This is a genomic window from Lelliottia nimipressuralis (assembly GCF_004402045.1).
GTDB lineage: Bacteria > Pseudomonadota > Gammaproteobacteria > Enterobacterales > Enterobacteriaceae > Enterobacter > Enterobacter chinensis.
This window is the reverse complement of sequence record NZ_SOMG01000011.1, coordinates 249,396-269,305: the sequence shown is the minus strand read 5'-3', so window position 1 is coordinate 269,305 and position 19,910 is coordinate 249,396. Positions and strand designations below refer to the sequence as shown.

12 protein-coding genes are annotated in these 19,910 nt (G+C 53.9%); 6 read left to right on the top strand and 6 right to left on the bottom strand.

What is annotated here, in order from left to right:
- Nucleotides 1–62: 62 nt before the first annotated feature.
- Nucleotides 63–1,118: an FAD:protein FMN transferase ApbE gene (apbE, locus tag E3U32_RS04550; protein WP_134347802.1), complete on the bottom strand. Its 1,056-nt coding sequence runs from the start codon at nucleotides 1,116–1,118 to the stop codon at nucleotides 63–65.
- Between the two features lie 115 nt (nucleotides 1,119–1,233).
- The gene (locus E3U32_RS04545) at nucleotides 1,234–2,349 is read right to left on the bottom strand and encodes a porin OmpC (protein WP_047346595.1); all 1,116 of its coding nucleotides are present in this window, start codon (nucleotides 2,347–2,349) and stop codon (nucleotides 1,234–1,236) included.
- Nucleotides 2,350–3,092: 743 nt separating this feature from the next.
- Here E3U32_RS04545 and rcsD point away from each other — a divergent pair.
- Both rcsD and rcsB read left to right on the top strand, forming a co-directional pair.
- The gene (rcsD, locus tag E3U32_RS04540) at nucleotides 3,093–5,765 is read left to right on the top strand and encodes a phosphotransferase RcsD (protein ID WP_134347801.1); all 2,673 of its coding nucleotides are present in this window, start codon (nucleotides 3,093–3,095) and stop codon (nucleotides 5,763–5,765) included.
- 16 nt (nucleotides 5,766–5,781) lie between these two features.
- Nucleotides 5,782–6,432 (top strand): response regulator transcription factor RcsB, encoded by a 651-nt coding sequence (rcsB, locus tag E3U32_RS04535; protein ID WP_003859405.1) that lies wholly within the window; start codon nucleotides 5,782–5,784, stop codon nucleotides 6,430–6,432.
- Between the two features lie 112 nt (nucleotides 6,433–6,544).
- Here the strand turns inward: rcsB and rcsC are convergent, their stop codons facing one another.
- Together rcsC and gyrA are read right to left on the bottom strand one after the other, a co-directional pair.
- Nucleotides 6,545–9,391, bottom strand: coding sequence for a two-component system sensor histidine kinase RcsC (gene rcsC, locus E3U32_RS04530; protein ID WP_134347800.1), 2,847 nt, complete (start codon nucleotides 9,389–9,391; stop codon nucleotides 6,545–6,547).
- A 135-nt stretch (nucleotides 9,392–9,526) separates the two neighbouring features.
- On the bottom strand, nucleotides 9,527–12,163 hold the full coding sequence (gene gyrA / locus E3U32_RS04525) for a DNA topoisomerase (ATP-hydrolyzing) subunit A (protein ID WP_134347799.1): 2,637 nt from the start codon (nucleotides 12,161–12,163) through the stop codon (nucleotides 9,527–9,529).
- Nucleotides 12,164–12,309: 146 nt separating this feature from the next.
- On the opposite strand from gyrA, the gene ubiG reads away from it, so the two are divergent.
- The 4 genes from ubiG (at nucleotide 12,310) to yfaE (ending at nucleotide 17,157) form a co-directional block, all read left to right on the top strand.
- Nucleotides 12,310–13,038 (top strand): bifunctional 2-polyprenyl-6-hydroxyphenol methylase/3-demethylubiquinol 3-O-methyltransferase UbiG, encoded by a 729-nt coding sequence (gene ubiG, locus E3U32_RS04520; protein ID WP_134347798.1) that lies wholly within the window; start codon nucleotides 12,310–12,312, stop codon nucleotides 13,036–13,038.
- Nucleotides 13,039–13,386: 348 nt separating this feature from the next.
- Entirely contained in the window at nucleotides 13,387–15,672 is a 2,286-nt protein-coding gene (nrdA, locus tag E3U32_RS04515) for a class 1a ribonucleoside-diphosphate reductase subunit alpha (protein WP_063143748.1), read from the top strand.
- 100 nt (nucleotides 15,673–15,772) lie between these two features.
- Nucleotides 15,773–16,903, top strand: coding sequence for a class Ia ribonucleoside-diphosphate reductase subunit beta (gene nrdB / locus E3U32_RS04510; protein ID WP_134347797.1), 1,131 nt, complete (start codon nucleotides 15,773–15,775; stop codon nucleotides 16,901–16,903).
- Nucleotides 16,903–17,157: a class I ribonucleotide reductase maintenance protein YfaE gene (gene yfaE, locus E3U32_RS04505; RefSeq protein WP_025757202.1), complete on the top strand. Its 255-nt coding sequence runs from the start codon at nucleotides 16,903–16,905 to the stop codon at nucleotides 17,155–17,157. Before nrdB ends, yfaE begins: the two co-directional genes overlap by 1 nt.
- An 83-nt stretch (nucleotides 17,158–17,240) precedes the next feature.
- Here yfaE and glpQ read toward each other — a convergent pair whose 3' ends face one another.
- Together glpQ and glpT are read right to left on the bottom strand one after the other, a co-directional pair.
- Nucleotides 17,241–18,302: a glycerophosphodiester phosphodiesterase gene (gene glpQ, locus E3U32_RS04500; protein ID WP_134347796.1), complete on the bottom strand. Its 1,062-nt coding sequence runs from the start codon at nucleotides 18,300–18,302 to the stop codon at nucleotides 17,241–17,243.
- Nucleotides 18,303–18,313: 11 nt separating this feature from the next.
- Complete coding sequence (gene glpT, locus E3U32_RS04495; RefSeq protein ID WP_134347795.1) at nucleotides 18,314–19,666, bottom strand: glycerol-3-phosphate transporter; 1,353 nt, start codon at nucleotides 19,664–19,666, stop codon at nucleotides 18,314–18,316.
- Nucleotides 19,667–19,910 lie beyond the last annotated feature (244 nt).

Here is a 19,910-nt window from a genome sequence, read left to right as displayed (position 1 = left end):
TCTTATAAGCATATATACAGCGTGCCTGAGTGCCACTGATTAAAAACCCGCAACCTTGCTTTTTAATTTTTGTCGCTCACCAGGAAGCTGTTGAACTGCGGCGAATGCCAGGTTTTGAACCCGTCACCCTCTTTAACGATCATATAAACCGCCAGCCCTTCCTGACGAACCACCTCTTTGGCTTTCTCCGGACCGAGTACCATTAGCCCGGTATCCCAGGCATCCGCTTCCAGCGCAGTGGGGGCAATCACCGTCACCGACACCAGGTTATGCGTAATTGGACGTCCGGTCTGCGGGTCAATAACGTGCGAAATACGCTTCCCGTCAAGCTCGTAATAGTTACGGTAGCTCCCGGAGGTGCTAATGCCATGTCCGTTGATATCCACCATCGCCTGCACGGCATTTTGCCGATCGGTCGGCTGTTGAATCGCTACGCGCCACGGTTTACCGCTGGCATTCATGCCCCGGCTGACTAACGCGCCGCCCACGGAGACCAGATAGCGAGAAATCCCTTCCTGGGCCATCAGTGCAGCCAGATGATCCGCCGCATAGCCTTCCCCGACCGTCGACAGATCGACAAACAGATCGGGGATGTCTTTTTGCAGGTACTGTTGCCCGTACTGATTGATCACCGTCAGATGCTGTAGCCCTGTCCGGGCGCGGGCGTCATCAATGGCCGCCTGTTCAGGCGTGGTCACCGGCTGCTTGTTAGGGCCAAATCCCCAGAGGTTTACCAGCGGTCCGACGGTCACATCCATCGCCCCGTTGGTTTTGTAACCCACGCGCATTGCCTCGGTCACGATATCGGCCATCGCCTCGCTCACCGGCCACAGGGAGGTACTGCTTGAAAGATTAAAGCGCATCAGCGCTGAGTCATTTTTATATGTCGACAGCAGCTGATCGTCAGCGTCCAGCTGCGACTGAATTTTTCCACGCAGTTCATCTGCGCGTGTCTTATCAAGATTCATCACGCTGACGCGCCAGAAGGTGCCCATCGTTTTGCCTTCAAGCACCGTCGCAGCGGGTGCGTCGGTGGTTGCCACTGGCGTGGAAGAGTCACAAGCGGTCAGGAAAAAAAGGGTTGCCAGAAAGCTGGCGCGTAAAAAAGTCATGTCCATTCGTTATTATCCTCATGCCAGGGCGGCAAGAGTACACCAAAACGGGTGAATTGTGAGATCCTAAAAAAAGCACAAAAAAGGGGCCATCAGGCCCCTGTGTCATACGGTGAAGCGATTAGAACTGGTAAACCAGGCCCAGCGCGACGATATCGTCGGTACCGATACCCGCCTGACGGGTGAATTCATTTTCATCAACCAGGTTGATTTTGTAATCCACGTAGGTAGACATGTTTTTGTTGAAGTAGTAAGTCGCACCCACATCAACATATTTCAGCAGATCCTGGTCGCCGTAACCTTCGATGTCCTTACCTTTAGACTGCAGGTAAGCCACGGATGGACGCAGGCCAAAGTCGAACTGGTACTGAGCAACCACTTCGAAGTTCTGCGCTTTGTTAGCAAAACCGTAAATGTCGCTGCTGCTCTGAGAGTTGCCGAAACGCGTTGCGTTGTAGGTCTGGGAGTATTGCGCCGCCAGGTAGATGTTGTTGGCGTCATATTTCAGGCCACCGGTATACACTTCAGCGTGGTCGCCTTCACCTTTCAGCGCCGGGTTAGCGGTGTTGTTCTGGTCAGCAGTACGCTTAGAAGAAGACATTGCACCACCGATGCTGAAGCCTTCGCCCAGGTTATAGGTCAGGGACGCACCGTAGCCGTCGCCGTTCTGTTTCAGAGTGCTGCGACCGGTCTCGTTTTCACCGCTTACGCTGCCGTTTTTGCCCTGATACTGCAGAGCAAAGTTCAGGCCATCCACCAGACCAAAGAAGTCCTGGTTACGGTAGGTCGCCACGCCGTTAGCACGGGACTGCAGGAAGTTGTCCGCGCCGTATGTATCGCCGCCAAATTCTGGCAGAACGTCGGTCCAGGAGGTTACGTCGTAGATCACACCGTAGTTACGACCGTAATCGAAGGAACCCGCTTCAGCGAATTTCAGACCCGCGAACGCCACACGCGTCCAGGCCTGGTTGTCGCTTTCAGAGGTGTTGCCCTGGATTTGGTATTCCCACTGGCCGTAACCGGTCAGCTGATCGTTAACCTGAGTTTCGCCTTTGAAGCCAAGACGCATGTAGGTCTGGTCGCCGTCGGCACTCTTGTCGTCAGAGAAATAGTGCAGACCATCAACTTTACCGTACAGATCTAATTTGTTGCCATCTTTGTTATAAATTTCGGCCGCATTTGCTGCGCCTGCTACCAGGAGTGCTGGTACCAGGAGGGACAGTACTTTAACTTTCATTTTATTAACCCTCTGTTATATGCCTTATAATTGCCACTGCTTACTGGTTAACCCTCATTAACCAGTCGGCAATTTCATTCTCCGCAAAATTACAGAATAATCCAATGCGAATATGATACGAAAACTTTGAAGATGTTTCATTTGTCCATGAACATGTTTCAAAATGTAAATATCAAGGAACTTTTACAAAGCACAAATAGCTTAGAAATTTAGCACTTATAATCAAACAGATAAATCACCACAAAAATATCAATGAGTTACAATAAAATACGTTACAGCACTGAATGACAAAACAAGATCGCCCCTAATCTCTAAAATAACTCTCGCTATCATCATTAACTTTATTTATTACCGTCATTCAGCTTTGAATGTCTGTTTATCCCTAATTCAACCGAATGCATCGCATTCGGTTTTTTTTTACCTTTCTTTACGTAATCTTTCTTTTTTTGTGCTACCGCACCGTAATTGTAACGACTATTAACTAAATTCGAATCGGGTTTCCGCCGAAATCAGGAAATTGATGCAAAACTTAATTTCTTGTTAATTCGTGCTATTTATCAGCTGATAACGCGTTATATCTGTACGCACAGGGCAAGTTTGTACACGTTTACCGCACTCCTCGCCGCCGATATTGTCGGTTGAAAAAGTCGCCTGTTCCAGGACCGTGGCGCTGGAAATTCAGTTATTACCCTTTATACTGCCCTATCGCCACAGAGCACGACCATAACGGGTTAAAGATATCAATGAGTCAGACTGAAACTACCGCCCCGAGCAAATTTTCCCTCCTCCCCGGGAGCATCACCCGTTTCTTTCTTCTTTTGATCGTTGTGCTGTTAGTCACAATGGGCGTTATGGTGCAGAGCGCGGTTAACGCCTGGCTGAAGGATAAGAGCTACCAGGTTGTTGATATCACCCACGCCGTGCACAAGCGCATAGATACCTGGCGCTACGCCACCTGGCAGATATACGACAACATCGCGGCAGCCCCGGCATCATCATCCGGGGATGGTCTTCAGGAGACGCGGCTTAAGCAGGATGTCTATTATCTCGAAAAACCGCAACGCAAGACTGAGGCGCTCATCTTTGGCTCTCATGACAGCGCGACGCTTGAGATGACGCAGCGTATTTCGACCTATCTGGATACCCTCTGGGGTGCAGAAACGGTACCGTGGTCGATGTACTATCTGAACGGTCAGGACAACAGCATGATCCTGATCTCTACGCTGCCGTTAAAAGATCTCTCTTCAGGCTTTAAAGAGACGACCGTGGGCAGCATTGTCGATTCCCGCCGGGCAGAGATGCTGCAGCAGGCGAACGCCCTTGATGAGCGTGAGAGCTTCTCATCACTGCGCCGGCTGGCCTGGCAAAATGGTCATTATTTTACCCTGCGCACCACCTTTAACCAGCCGGGTCATCTGGCAACGGTCGTGGCCTTTGATTTACCGATTAATGATCTCATCCCGCCGGACATGCCGCTCGACAGCTTCCGTCTGGAACCAGACAGCAGCACCCAGAATATGCGTTCGGCACCTGACAAAGAGGCCGCAGAGAGCGTATCGATCTCCTTTAACGGCTCGAAAATCGAAATTGCCTCGTCGCTCAACTCGACCGGTATGCGTCTGGTGTGGCAGGTTCCGTTTGGCACGCTGTTACTCGACACCCTGCAAAATATCCTGCTGCCTCTGTTGTTGAATATCGGCCTGCTGGCGCTGGCGCTGTTTGGCTACAGCACGTTCCGTTTCCAGACGGGGCGTCCGAGCGACGCCTCTGCGGTTCCGGCCGGAACCAGCAATGAGCTGCGCGTATTACGTGCGCTGAATGAAGAGATTGTTTCCGTGCTGCCGCTTGGGGTGTTAGTTCACGACCAGGAAGCGAATCGTACGGTGATGAGCAACAAAATTGCTGACCATCTGCTGCCGCATCTTAACCTGCAGAACATCACTACTATGGCAGATCAACACCAGGGGGTCATTCAGGCCACCATTAACAATGAGCTGTACGAGATCCGTCAGTTCCGCAGCCAGGTCGCCTCACGCACGCAAATTTTCATAATCCGCGATCAGGATCGCGAAGTGCTGGTGAATAAAAAGCTCAAACAGGCGCAAAGGCTGTATGAGAAAAACCAGCAGGGGCGCGCCGCATTTATGCAAAATATTGGCGATGCCTTCAAGCAGCCGTTAAAAACGCTGGCGACCCAGGCGGCGGCGTTGAACACGTCGGAAAGCCACCAGCTTGCCTGCCAGGCTGACTCGCTGGTGCGTATGGTTGATGAGATCCAGCTGGCGAACATGCTGGAGAATGACTTCTGGAAGGGGACGCCAACCCTCTTCTCCATTCAGGATCTGATCGATGAAGTGGTTCCGGAAGTCCTGCCCGTGATTAAGCGTAAAGGGCTGCAGCTGTTGATCAATAACCGTTTGTCCGCGAATGACGAGCGCCACGGCGATCGTGAAGCGCTGCGTCGCATTCTGTTGATGATTATTCAGTATGCCGTGACCACCACGCAGATCGGTAAGATCACCCTCGAAGTCAGTACGGACGAATCGGCAGAAGATCGCCTGACGTTCCGCATTCTGGACACCGGGGAAGGGGTAACGACAAGTGAAATTGATAATCTGCACTTCCCGTTCCTGAATGACACGCAAAGCGATCGCTACGGTAAGGCCAATGCCCTGACATTCTGGCTGTGCGATCAGCTGGCGCGTAAGCTCGGCGGCCATCTGAATATCAAAGCCCGTGAATCCCTCGGCACCCGTTATTCCCTGCACGTCAAAATGCCCGCCAATCCGCAGGAAGAAGATGAAGAACGTCTGCTGGATGATGTCGTGGTGATGGTTGATGTGACCTCGAATGAGATCCGCAATATTGTCGTTCGTCAGTTAGAAAACTGGGGTGCGGCCTGCATCACGCCGGATGAAAGACTTGCAAGTCAAGAATATGATCTGTTTTTAACTGATAATCCGTCTAATCTTACTGCCTCCGGCTTGCTTTTAAGCGATGATGAGTCAGGCGTGCGGAAAATCGGCCCTGGCCAGCTGCGCGTCAACTTTAATATAAGCAATGCGATGCAGGAAGCTGTACTACAACTAATAGAAGAGCAGCTGGCGCAGGAAGAGATAGCGGAATCACCGTTAGGCGGCAATGAAAACGCCGAGCTTCACGCCAGCGGATACTATTCACTCTTTGTTGATACAGTACCAGATGATGTTAAGCGGTTGTATACTGAGTCCGCTGCGAATGATTTTGCAGCGCTGGCACAGACAGCACACCGGCTTAAAGGGGTGTTTGCCATGCTTAATCTGGTTCCCGGCAAGCAGTTATGTGAAACGCTGGAACATCTAATTCGTGAGAAAGATGCCTCTGGCATTGAAAAATACATCAGCGACATTGACGCCTACGTCAAAAGCTTGCTGTAGCAAGGTAGCCTTATACATGAACAATATGAACGTAATTATTGCCGATGACCATCCGATTGTACTGTTCGGTATTCGCAAATCACTTGAACAGATCGAGTGGGTGAATGTAGTCGGTGAATTTGAAGACTCTACAGCACTGATCAATAACCTCCCAAAACTTGATGCACACGTGCTCATTACCGATCTCTCCATGCCTGGGGACAAGTACGGTGATGGGATCACGCTCATCAAGTACATTAAACGTCACTTCCCGGACATCTCGATCATTGTTCTGACCATGAACAACAACCCGGCGATCCTGAGCGCCGTACTGGATCTGGATATCGAAGGGATTGTGCTGAAACAAGGCGCACCGACCGATCTGCCAAAAGCGCTTGCTGCGCTGCAGAAAGGCAAGAAGTTCACGCCTGAGAGCGTCTCTCGTCTGCTGGAGAAAATCAGCGCGGGTGGCTACGGTGACAAACGCCTGTCGCCGAAAGAGAGCGAAGTTCTGCGCCTGTTCGCAGAAGGTTTCCTGGTCACCGAGATTGCCAAGAAGCTGAACCGCAGTATTAAAACCATCAGCAGCCAGAAGAAGTCAGCGATGATGAAACTGGGCGTGGACAACGATATTGCTCTGCTGAACTATCTCTCCTCCGTTACGCTGAGCGCAACGGATAAGGATTGATCCCCACTGTAAATGCCGGGTGGCGCTCGCGCTTACCCGGCCTACAGAACCCGCAGGCCCGCGCAAGCGCAGCGCCGCCGGGCAAATAAAAAAGGCCCTTACGGGCCTTTTTTTATATTCTGGTTTTTCTCACGCGGTCTGCGTAAATCGACAATGTCTGCTTCAGCACGTCCAGCGTCACCGGTTTCGACAGACAGCTGTCCATTCCTGACTCCAGACAACGCTGTTTCTCTTCCGCCAGCGCGTTCGCCGTTACGCCCACAACCGGTAGCGTCAGGCCAAGCTGCCGGATGCGCTGCGTCAGACGGTAACCATCCATGTTAGGCATGTTGACGTCGCTAAGCACGATATCAATATGATTTTTACTCAGCACATTCAGCGCATCCACGCCGTCATTAGCGGTTTTGCACTGGTAGCCAAGCGATCCAAGCTGGTCAGCCAGCAGGCGGCGGTTAATCGGATGGTCATCCACCACCAGAATCATCATATCGTCATTCACCGACGCCAGAGAATCCGGTGATGGCAATCCGCCCGCGCTGTCGCTCTCTTCCAGTTCCACTTTGTAGATGCGCGCCAGCAGGCTCAACAGCTCATGCGGCGTTGCAACGCTGTGTACCCATTCCCCCGGCTCACGCTCAACCGGAATGCCAATGTGGCGACGACAGAAGCGCACCGTTCCTCTCCCCTGCCACGGCTGTTCCAGCATCTCGTCGGCAATCAGCACATCGTCCACGTCCGGCGTTTGGCCCTCATAGCGACACACCCTCACACCGCTGTGGGTGAGCAGAGCCGTCAGGTAGTCATTCAGTGAAGCATTATGCACCGCCAGCCAGCAGCGCTTATTACTCAGCCCGTCAACCGTCGCTTTAGCCGGATACTGCGCTGAATAGAGCGGAATGCGGATGGTGAACTGGCTGCCCATGCCGGGCTCGGTATCAACCGAGATGTCACCGTCCATCATGCTGATGAGCTTCTCACAAATCGCCAGCCCCAGACCGGTACCCTGGAAATTACGCTGCACGCCGGTCCCGACCTGGAAGAACGGGTCGAACAGACGAACCACCTCCTTCGCCGGGATACCTACCCCGGTGTCGCGCACGCGAATGCTCAGGTAATCCCCCGCCCGGCAAACGTGCAACACAATACAGCCGATATCAGTGAATTTAATGGCGTTGCTGAGCAGGTTAGAGATGACCTGCTGCAGGCGCATCGGATCGCCGTGCAGCGTCAGCGGCACATCCGGCTCGATAAAGCAGTAAAGCCCCAGCTGTTTACGCACGACCAGCGGCAGATAGTTGGCGCTGATATGGTTCATCACCTCGCGCGGTGAGAACTCCCGCGGTTCGATTTTCAACTGCTCAGACTCAATTTTGGAGAAGTCGAGAATATCGCTAATGATTTTCAGCAGCAGACTGGAGGAGTTGTTCATCGCCGTCACCAGCCTGTCGACCCCTTTCGGCAATTCTTTCGTCTGTAGCAGATCGAGGTTACCGATAATCCCATACAGCGGCGTACGCAGCTCGTGGCTGACGGTCGCGAGGAACATGGATTTCGACTGACTGGCCTGCTCCGCGGCCTGCGCCATCTCCTGCAACGACTCTTCCATCTTCACGCGTGCGGAGACATCCACCAGCACGCAAATCGCCACGTTTTCATTGCGATAGCGGGAATGGACAAAGCTAATCTGCAGGTTGGTGTGGGTGCTGGTGAGCACGTCGACAAAGTTAACCTGCTGACCACAGATAATTTGCGTCAGCCTTTGCCGGTCCTCATGCGTCAGCATGTTCAGGTAGTTATGCGCCAGTTCGTTACTCAGGATATTTGTCCCGTCCTGGGTACGCAGAATACAGATCCCCACCGGTGCCGACGCGACAATCTTGCGGTTAAACTGCTCGTGTTCCTCCAGCCGCTGGGCGTCGCTTTCGGCAGGAATAAAGATTTTCCGCTCATACATGCGCGCCAGGGTGAATAGCGCCCCACCCGCGATCAGGTTCAGCAGAATGGCATTCATTATAAGAATGCGAATCCGCTCAAGCACCATATCCACCGGCAGCGAATAGACAATACTCAGCGACGAAGGCGGCAGGCTCTTCTTCAGCACCAGTTCGCGGAACCCCGAGGTATAACCAAACCACGACCGCTCCTGCATCCAGTGCGGTTCGACGTTCAAACGGTTATCGGGCCCGGCAAGCGAGATCAGCTGATGGCCATTTTCATCAAGAATGGTCACCCCCATTGGCAGGCTGCCTGGGGTGAAGAAGTTTTCCATGCGGATGGTCTGCTCAATCCCCAGCAGTGCCTGTAGCCGATTGCCCAGATAGACCGGCGTCAGGGCGTAGAAATAGCCGACGCCCGTGCGCGGACCCTGGCTTACCCAGAAGATGTTATTCCCACGCTCGTCCTGCGGTGCATTGCGATATTTCACAATACGTTCATGCAGGCTTTTCAGCGCGTCATCACGCTCAACGGGCACATCGCGCAGGCCAAAGTCAGCCATGCAGAGATTTTCACTGCCAATCAGGAATACGCGGTTCAGGTCATAGGCGGCGGAGAAATTGTCGCGCCAGTAGCGCATAAACCAGGCAAGAGATTCCAGCGATCCGCGCCAGGTATTGCTCATGGTGGAGCAGTCGGAGTCCGGGAACAGCGGCTGGAAATCCGGGACTTCGGTTTTGTCATTACGGCCGCGAAGCGCAAGGATACCGTTTTCCGCCGTCAGGCGATTTTCAGCAATATACTTCAGTTCCTTCATCACGTCTGACGTTCGCTGAATGTAGCGCTGGGCCTGGTCGGAGCTTAAATTAAACTCCTGGCGGATCTCCGCTTCTTTCTGGTGCAGCGCGTTAACGATGTAAAACACGGAGAACAATGCCACCAGCAGCCAAAGCAAGAGCGCCAGCGCCCGAAACAGATAGCGAGAAACTTTCAGCGTAGTACGAAAGGAGACGAGGTATTTCAAAGGGGCGAGGCTCCGCCGTCGGGGTCAAAAGAATGTGGTTAAGGTAGCGGTAAACGCGCCAGGTCGCAACGTTGACTTATCTGCTTCTGCAAAAGAAAAGGGCCGGAATCCGGCCCTTTTTTGTATCAGGAGACATTACTCGTCAGCGTCATCCGCTGCGTCATCGTCGGTGTCGGCTTCCGGTGCGATTTCATCATCACCTTCCGCGACGCTACCGTCGATGGAGTCGAGCTCTTCGTCATCCACTGGCTCAGCAACACGCTGCAGGCCCACCACGTTTTCATCTTCCGCAGTACGGATGAGAATAACGCCCTGGGTGTTACGACCCACCACGCTTATCTCAGAAACGCGGGTACGCACCAGCGTACCAGCATCTGTGATCATCATGATCTGGTCGGCATCGTCCACCTGTACCGCACCAACAACGGAACCGTTGCGCTCGGTAACCTTGATAGAGATAACGCCCTGCGTGCCGCGAGACTTGGTTGGGTACTCCCCTTCCGCCGTACGTTTACCGTAACCATTCTGCGTCACGGTCAGGATTGCCCCTTCACCGCGCGGAATAATCAGAGAAACGACGCTGTCTTCGCCTGCCAGTTTGATACCACGAACGCCCGTAGCGGTACGGCCCATTGCACGGACGGCGTTCTCTTTAAAGCGCACCACTTTACCGGCAGCGGAGAAGAGCATGACTTCATCAGAACCGGAAGTCAGGTCAACGCCAATCAGCTCATCGCCTTCATTCAGGTTCACCGCGATGATCCCCGCAGAACGTGGACGGCTGAATTCAGTCAGTGCAGTTTTCTTCACGGTACCGCTGGCGGTCGCCATAAAGACGTTCACGCCTTCTTCGTATTCGCGTACCGGCAGAATGGCGGTGATACGTTCGTTCGCTTCCAGCGGCAGCAGGTTAACGATTGGACGACCACGCGCACCACGGCTCGCTTCCGGCAGCTGATAGACTTTCATCCAGTACAGACGACCCCGGCTGGAGAAGCAGAGGATCGTGTCATGGGTGTTTGCCACCAGCAGGCGGTCAATAAAGTCTTCTTCTTTAATACGTGCTGCCGATTTGCCTTTACCGCCACGACGCTGTGCTTCGTAGTCGGTCAGCGGCTGATACTTCACATAGCCCTGGTGAGACAGGGTAACCACCACGTCTTCGCGGTTGATCAAGTCTTCAATGTTGATATCAGAGCTGTTTGCGGTGATTTCGGTGCGACGCTCATCGCCGAACTGATCGCGGACCAGTTCCAGCTCTTCACGGATCACTTCCATCAGGCGATCTGCGCTACCCAGGATATGCAGCAGCTCGGCAATCTGTTCCAGCAGTTCTTTGTATTCGTCGAGCAGTTTTTCGTGCTCAAGGCCGGTCAGTTTCTGCAGACGCAGATCCAGAATCGCCTGTGCCTGCTGCTCAGTCAGGTAGTACTGACCGTCACGCACGCCAAATTCAGGTTCCAGCCACTCAGGACGCGCAGCATCATCGCCCGCACGTTCGAGCATCGCAGAGACGTTACCCAGCGCCCATGGCCGAGCCACTAACGCTGCTTTCGCTTCCGCAGGGGTTGGTGCACGGCGAATCAGTTCGATAATCGGGTCGATGTTAGCCAGTGCAACGGCCAGTGCTTCGAGAATGTGTGCACGGTCGCGCGCTTTGCGCAGTTCGAAGATAGTACGACGGGTCACCACTTCACGGCGGTGACGCACGAACGCGCTCAGGATCTCTTTAAGGTTCATGATCTTCGGCTGACCATGGTGCAGCGCAACCATGTTGATACCGAAGGAAACCTGAAGCTGAGTCTGGGAATACAGGTTGTTCAGCACAACCTCACCCACCGCGTCGCGTTTAATCTCAATCACGATGCGCATCCCGTCTTTATCAGACTCGTCACGCAGCGCGCTGATACCTTCAACACGTTTTTCTTTTACCAGCTCGGCGATTTTTTCAATCAGACGCGCTTTGTTCACCTGATACGGGATCTCGTGAACAATAATGGTTTCACGACCCGTTTTGGCGTCCGCTTCCACTTCGGCGCGGGCACGGATGTAAATCTTGCCGCGACCGGTGCGGTAAGCTTCTTCAATACCACGACGACCGTTGATGATCGCCGCCGTCGGGAAATCCGGACCCGGGATGTGTTCCATCAGCCCTTCAATGCTGATGTCTTCATCGTCGATATAGGCCAGGCAGCCGTTGATCACTTCGGTAATGTTGTGCGGCGGAATGTTGGTTGCCATACCGACCGCGATACCGGACGAACCGTTCACTAACAGGTTCGGGATCTTGGTTGGCATCACATCTGGGATGCGCTCGGTGCCGTCGTAGTTATCGACGAAATCAACGGTCTCTTTTTCCAGGTCGGCCATCAGCTCGTGGGCGATTTTCGACATACGGATTTCCGTATAACGCATCGCCGCTGCGGAGTCGCCGTCAACAGAACCAAAGTTACCCTGACCATCTACCAGCATGTAACGCAAGGAGAATGGCTGCGCCATACGGACGATGGTGTCGTACACGGCGGTATCACCATGCGGGTGATATTTACCGATGACGTCACCCACGACACGGGCAGATTTTTTATAGGCTTTATTCCAGTCATTGCCCAATACGTTCATGGCGTATAGTACGCGACGGTGTACCGGCTTCAGGCCATCGCGGACATCCGGCAGCGCACGGCCAACAATGACCGACATCGCATAGTCCAGATAGGAGCTCTTCAGCTCTTCCTCGATGTTAACCGGTGTAATTTCTCTCGCAAGGTCGCTCATCTAACCGCTATCCCTCTACTGTATCCCGGATTCAAAGGTCGCAAATTATAACACAGCCGAGGTGATTGAGGTAAACCTATACGCTTTATTCACAGGGATTGCCTGATATACTCCTTTGTCTTGCTAAATAAGGAGTAAAAGCGCCCATGAATGCCGAAAAATCCCCGGTGGCTCACAACGTTGACCACGAAGAGATTGCCAAATTTGAAGCGGTGGCGTCCCGCTGGTGGGATCTCGAAGGTGAGTTCAAACCTCTGCACCGCATTAACCCGCTGCGTCTGGGCTATATCGCGGAGCGTTCCGGCGGTCTGTTCGGTAAGAAAGTGCTCGATGTCGGCTGCGGCGGCGGTATCCTGGCTGAGAGCATGGCGCGCGAAGGGGCAAATGTTACTGGCCTGGATATGGGCTTTGAACCGCTGCAGGTTGCCCGCCTTCATGCGCTGGAGTCTGGCATCCAGGTGGAGTACGTGCAGGAAACTGTCGAAGAACACGCGGTAAAACATGCCCATCAGTACGATGCGGTAACCTGCATGGAGATGCTGGAGCACGTTCCCGATCCGCAGTCCGTGGTGCACGCCTGTGCAAAACTGGTGAAACCGGGCGGACAGGTCTTCTTCTCGACCATCAACCGCAACGGTAAAGCCTGGCTGATGGCCGTTGTCGGCGCGGAGTATGTACTGCGCATGGTGCCGAAAGGGACGCATGACGTGAAGAAATTCATCAAGCCTGCGGAGCTGTTAAGCTGGGTTGACCAGACGTGGCTCAAAGAGCAACACATCACCGGCCTGCACTACAATCCGCTGACCGATAAATTCAAACTCGCACCGGGCGTAGATGTTAACTATATGTTGCATACCACCGCCAAAAACGACTAACGTCATTCGTTATTCTTATAAAGATTGCGCGACATCATGTTGCGCAATTCTGACCTCCCGTTGAAGAAATCAGCACTCGATCAAATTTTGAATTTTTTTTCTTAATTATTGACATGTCTTCCAGGCCTTACGGTACGAGGACTTAGCCTTTTTTACCCTTTCACAACCTCAATTTAACGTCAAAATCAACCCTTGTGCTGAAAAGATTCGATACTAGAATACTCACCATATAGCGTTTTTCTTATCGCAAACCCCCTATATGTAGTATTTATCCACAGAGTTAGTCACAAGACGGATCTGTGGATAAGCGGGGGATATTTTTTTATTTCACGGACAGGTAAACCCCACATGAATCAGAGTCTGCTGGTGACAAAGCGCGACGGTACCACCGAGCGTATCAATCTGGACAAAATCCATCGAGTTCTCGACTGGGCAGCAGAAGGACTGAACAACGTATCTATCTCCCAGGTTGAACTGCGTTCCCACATCCAGTTCTACGACGGCATCAAAACGTCTGATATTCACGAAACGATCATTAAAGCGGCGGCGGACCTCATCTCCCGCGAAGCACCGGATTATCAGTACCTCGCTGCACGTCTGGCGATTTTCCACCTGCGTAAAAAAGCCTACGGCCAGTTTGAGCCGCCTAAGCTGTACGATCACGTGGTGAAAATGGTCGAGCTGGGCAAATACGACACGCATCTGCTGGAAGACTATACGGAAGAAGAGTTCGAGCAGATGAACGGGTTTATCGATCACTGGCGCGACATGAACTTCTCCTATGCGGCGGTGAAGCAGCTCGAAGGCAAATACCTGGTTCAGAACCGCGTAACCGGTGAGATCTACGAAAGCGCCCAGTTCCTCTATATTCTGGTGGCTGCCTGCCTGTTCTCTAACTATCCGCGCGACACCCGTCTGGAATACGTGAAGCGTTTCTACGATGCGGTATCGACGTTCAAGATTTCTCTGCCTACGCCAATCATGTCTGGCGTGCGCACCCCAACACGTCAGTTCAGCTCCTGTGTACTGATCGAGTGTGGTGACAGCCTGGATTCCATCAACGCCACCTCCAGCGCCATTGTGAAATACGTTTCCCAGCGTGCCGGTATCGGTATCAACGCCGGTCGTATCCGTGCGCTGGGCAGCCCGATTCGCGGCGGCGAAGCGTTCCACACCGGCTGTATCCCGTTCTATAAGCATTTCCAGACGGCAGTAAAATCCTGCTCTCAGGGCGGCGTGCGCGGTGGTGCAGCAACCCTGTTCTACCCAATGTGGCACCTGGAAGTGGAAAGCCTGCTGGTCCTGAAAAACAACCGCGGCGTCGAAGGTAACCGCGTGCGTCACATGGACTACGGCGTGCAGATCAACAAACTGATGTACACCCGTCTGCTAAAAGGTGAAGACATCACCCTGTTCAGCCCGTCCGATGTCCCGGGCCTGTATGACGCGTTCTTCGCCGATCAGGACGAGTTCGAACGTCTGTACACCAAATACGAAAAAGACGACAGCATCCGCAAACAGCGCGTGAAAGCGGTAGACCTGTTCTCCCTGATGATGCAGGAACGTGCCTCTACCGGTCGTATCTACATCCAGAACGTTGACCACTGCAACACCCACAGCCCGTTTGACCCGGTTGTTGCGCCAGTGCGCCAGTCTAACCTGTGCCTGGAGATCGCCCTGCCGACCAAACCGCTGGAAGACGTGAACGACGAAAACGGTGAAATCGCGCTGTGTACGCTGTCCGCGTTCAACCTGGGTGCGATTAAGAGCCTGGACGAGCTGGAAGAGCTGGCCGTGCTGGCCGTACGTGCCCTCGACGCCCTGCTGGATTACCAGGATTACCCAATCCCGGCAGCCAAACGCGGTGCGATGGGCCGCCGTACCCTGGGTATCGGCGTGATCAACTTCGCTTACTGGCTGGCGAAAAACGGCAAGCGTTACTCTGACGGCAGCGCCAACAACCTGACTCACCAGACGTTCGAAGCCATTCAGTACTACCTGATGAAAGCCTCCAACGAGCTGGCGAAAGAGCAAGGCGCGTGCCCGTGGTTCAACGAAACCACCTACGCGAAAGGCATTCTGCCAATCGACACCTACAAGAAAGACCTGGATGCGATTGTCAACGAGCCGCTGCACCTCGACTGGGAAGGCCTGCGCGAGTCCATTAAGACTCACGGCCTGCGTAACTCCACGCTCTCGGCCCTGATGCCGTCCGAGACCTCTTCGCAGATCTCTAACGCCACCAACGGTATTGAGCCACCGCGCGGTCACGTCAGCATTAAAGCATCGAAAGACGGCGTGCTGCGTCAGGTGGTGCCAGATTACGAAACGCTGGGCAACAACTACGAGCTGCTGTGGGAAATGCCTAACAACGACGGTTACCTGCAGCTGGTGGGTATCATGCAGAAGTTTATCGACCAGTCGATCTCTGCCAATACCAACTACGACCCGACGCGCTTCCCGTCCGGCAAGGTTCCAATGCAGCAGTTGCTGAAAGACCTGCTGACCGCTTATAAATTTGGCGTGAAAACCCTGTACTATCACAACACCCGTGATGGTGCGGAAGACGCCCAGGACGACATGGTACCGTCAATTCAGGACGATGGCTGCGAAAGCGGCGCATGTAAGATCTAAGCACTTCGCCGGGTGGCGCTACGCTTACCCGGCCTACGGTTTTGTAGGCCCGGCAAACGCAGTGCCGCCGGGCAATAAAATCTCAACAGGACTCACCTCAATGGCATATACCACCTTTTCACAGACGAAAAACGACCAGCTCAAAGAGCCGATGTTCTTCGGCCAGCCGGTCAACGTGGCACGCTACGATCAGCAAAAATATGACATCTTCGAAAAGCTGATTGAAAAGCAACTCTCCTTCTTCTGGCGCCCGGAAGAAGTGGACGTATCCCGCGATCGCATCGATTTTCAGGCATTGCCGGATCACGAAAAGCATATCTTCCTCAGCAACCTGAAGTACCAGACGCTGCTGGACTCCATTCAGGGCCGTAGCCCGAACGTGGCGCTGTTGCCGCTGATTTCGATTCCTGAGCTGGAAACCTGGGTGGAAACATGGGCGTTCTCGGAGACGATCCACTCCCGTTCTTACACCCATATCATCCGCAATATCGTGAACGATCCGGCGGTGGTGTTTGACGATATCGTCACCAACGAGCAGATCCAGAAGCGCGCGGAGGGCATTGCCCATTACTACGACGAGCTGATCGAGATGACCAGCTACTGGCATCTGCTGGGTGAAGGTACGCACAACGTGAGCGGCAAAACCATCACCGTGAACCTGCGCGCGCTGAAAAAGCAGCTGTACCTGTGCCTGATGAGCGTCAACGCGCTGGAAGCGATCCGCTTCTACGTCAGCTTCGCCTGCTCCTTCGCCTTTGCCGAGCGCAAGCTGATGGAGGGCAACGCTAAAATCATCCGTCTGATTGCCCGCGATGAAGCCCTGCACCTGACCGGCACCCAGCACATGCTGAACCTGCTGCGCAGCGGCACGGACGACCCGGAAATGGCGGAAATCGCCGAAGAGTGCAAACAGGAGTGCTATGACCTGTTCGTGCTGGCCGCTCAGCAGGAGAAAGAGTGGGCAGATTATCTGTTCCGCGACGGCTCCATGATTGGCCTGAACAAAGACATTCTGTGCCAGTACGTTGAGTACATCACCAACATCCGCATGCAGGCTGTTGGCCTCGAGCTGCCGTTCCAGACGCGCTCTAACCCTATCCCGTGGATCAACACCTGGCTGGTGTCCGATAACGTGCAGGTGGCGCCACAGGAAGTGGAAGTGAGTTCGTACCTGGTTGGTCAGATTGATTCTGAAGTCAATACTGACGACCTGAGCGACTTCCAGCTCTGATGACCCGCGTAACGCTGAGCCTTTCGGGTACCGAAGTATTGTGCCAGGAAGAGCACCCTTCCCTGCTGGTGGCGCTTGAAGCGCATCAGGTGGAGGTAGAGTACCAGTGTCGTGAAGGCTATTGCGGCTCCTGTCGCTGCCGCCTGGTCGCAGGCCAGGTGGACTGGCTGACCGAACCGCTGGCCTTTATCAACGAAGGGGAAATTTTGCCCTGCTGCTGCAGGGCAAAAGGCGATATTGAGATCGAGATGTGATTACGTCGGGTGGCGCTTCGCTTACCCGACCTACAAAACCGCAGTTCGTAGGCCGGGTAAGGTGCAGCCGCCACCCGGCAATTTCAGCGTTTATCCTTCAAAAAGCTCACCGCTTTATCCGGGAAATCCGTAAACAGTCCGTCCACGTCCGCCTGGTTGTACAACACCTCATAAAGCTGATTCACGTCCGTGGCATACGGCGGCAGCTGGTCTGCACGCACCGTGTACGGATGGACCTGCATCTTGCTGGCATGTGCCTCTTGCACCATCGCCGTCAGCTTCACGTGGCCCGGCGTGGAACCCTCCGCCACCAGCATGTGGTAATCCGGCCCGATGCCGTCGGCGTACTGCGCAATCTGCTTCATCGCACCCGGCTTAAACATCCAGTCGTAGCTGTAGTTCACCCACTTGCCGTCCGGCTGCTTCTCCTGGGTTTCATTCCAGTCGGTATAGGCAATCAGCTGTACCAGATTGAGGTTCATCTCCCTCTTCGGCTCCAGCTCGGTTTTGATGCGCTTCAGCTCAGCGGCGTCAAAACACTGTAGATAAACCTTGTCCTTCTTGCTGGTGTAGCCGTACTGCTTCAGCACGTCCAGCGTTTTCGCCGCAATGTCTTTCCCTTCCTGGTGGTGGAACCACGGCGCTTTAATTTCCGGGTAGATACCGATATTTTTACCGGTTGAGTGGTTCAGCCCCTGAACAAACTCAATCTCTTCCTGGAAGGTGTGGATCCGGAAGTCAGATTTGCCCATCGGGAAACGTCCCGGATAGACCTGCACCTTCTTGCCGTTTTCAATCTCGAAGCCTTCGGTAAACTTCAGGGAGCGGATCTCCGCCAGGGTAAAATCAATGGCGTAGAAACGACCATCTTTGCGGGCGCGGTTTGGGAAACGCTCCGCCACGTCCGTCACGCGGTCAAGATAGTGATCGTGCAGAACGACCAACTGGTCGTCCTTCGTCATTACCAGATCCTGCTCCAGGTAATCCGCGCCCTGCGCATAGGCCATCGCTTTTGCCGGCAGCGTATGCTCCGGCAGATAGCCGCTCGCGCCGCGGTGGGCGATAACGATTTTATCTGCCGCCAGTGCAGAACCTGTCATCAGGCCCGCCAGCAGCAGGCCGGTTGTTAAGTAAGATAATTTCATGGCAATGCTCCTTATTGACGACGTGCCAGCACTTCCGCATGGTGACGTTTCTCGCCGATCATCACGACAATCAGCAACAGTACCGCCAGCACGCTACCGCCGATCATCACCATAAAGCCGCCGTCCCAGCCGAAGTAATCAACGGTATAACCCACGATGGCGCTCGCCGCGACCGACCCACCCAGGTAGCCAAACAGACCGGTAAAGCCTGCCGCCGTGCCTGCTGCTTTCTTCGGTGCCAGTTCCAGCGCATGCAGACCGATCAGCATAACCGGACCATAAATCAGGAAGCCGATGACGATCATACAGGCCATGTCTACTGATGGGTTGCCCGGCGGGTTGAGCCAGTAAACGACGGTCGCGATGGTGACCAGGGTCATAAAGAACACGCCCGTCGCACCGCGGTTACCCCTGAACACTTTGTCCGACATCCAGCCACAAAGCAGCGTGCCCGGGATCCCCGCATATTCATACAGGAAGTAGGCCCAGGACGATTTATCCAGCGCGAAGTGCTTCACCTCTTTCAGGTAAGTCGGTGACCAGTCCAGAATGCCGTAGCGCAGCAGGTAAACGAACACGTTCGCCACCGCGATGTACCACAGCAGCTTGTTCGGCAGGACGTACTTCATGAAGATCTGTTTTGCGGTCAGCTCTTCTTCATGCTCCTTGCTGTAATCATCCGGATAGTCGTTTTTGTACTCTTCGATCGGCGGCAGACCGCAGGACTGTGGCGTGTCGCGCATCAGCGCAAAAGCAATAATCGCCACCACGATTGCGCCAAAGGCAGGCATATACAGCGCCGCGTGCCAGTCGTTGAACCAGGCCATCCCCAGCAGGAACAGCAGAGGCGGAATACCGCCGCCCACGTTATGCGCGCAGTTCCACACCGACACGATACCGCCACGCTCTTTCTGCGACCACCAGTGCACCATGGTGCGTCCGCACGGTGGCCACCCCATTCCCTGGAACCAGCCGCAAAGGAACAGCAGCACGAACATGACGGCAATGCTGGAGGTTGCCCACGGCACAAAGCCCATAAACAGCATAACCGCTGCCGCCAGGATCAGACCGGCCGGCAGGAACACGCGTGGATTCGAGCGATCGGACACTGAACCCATAATGAATTTGGAAAAACCGTAGGCGATGGAAATACCCGATAGCGCGAACCCCAGATCGCCACGCGAAAAGCCCTGCTCCACCAGATACGGCATAGCGAGCGCAAAGTTTTTACGAACAAGGTAGTACGCCGCGTACCCGAAGAAGATCCCCAGGAAAATTTGCCAGCGCAGACGGCGGTATAGCGGATCAATTTCTGCCTCTGGCAGACGCGCCCGATGCGGCGCAGGTTTGAAGATACTGAGCATGACAGCCTCCGTGGCCTTGAATTGAATGAGCAGGTGGCTCGCACCTGAATTCCAGAGGCGGGGATGTTAAGAAATCACGGTGATTGTTACTGTGAATCAACGCACAGATTGTTACAGAAATATGACAGAATGCGCAAAAAAGCGCATGAAATCACGTTTCACTTTCGAATTTCGCTCGTTTGTGTTCGAAATCAAACAAACCATAGTTTTCATGTGGCTAAATGATAAAAAACGAACACAGAGG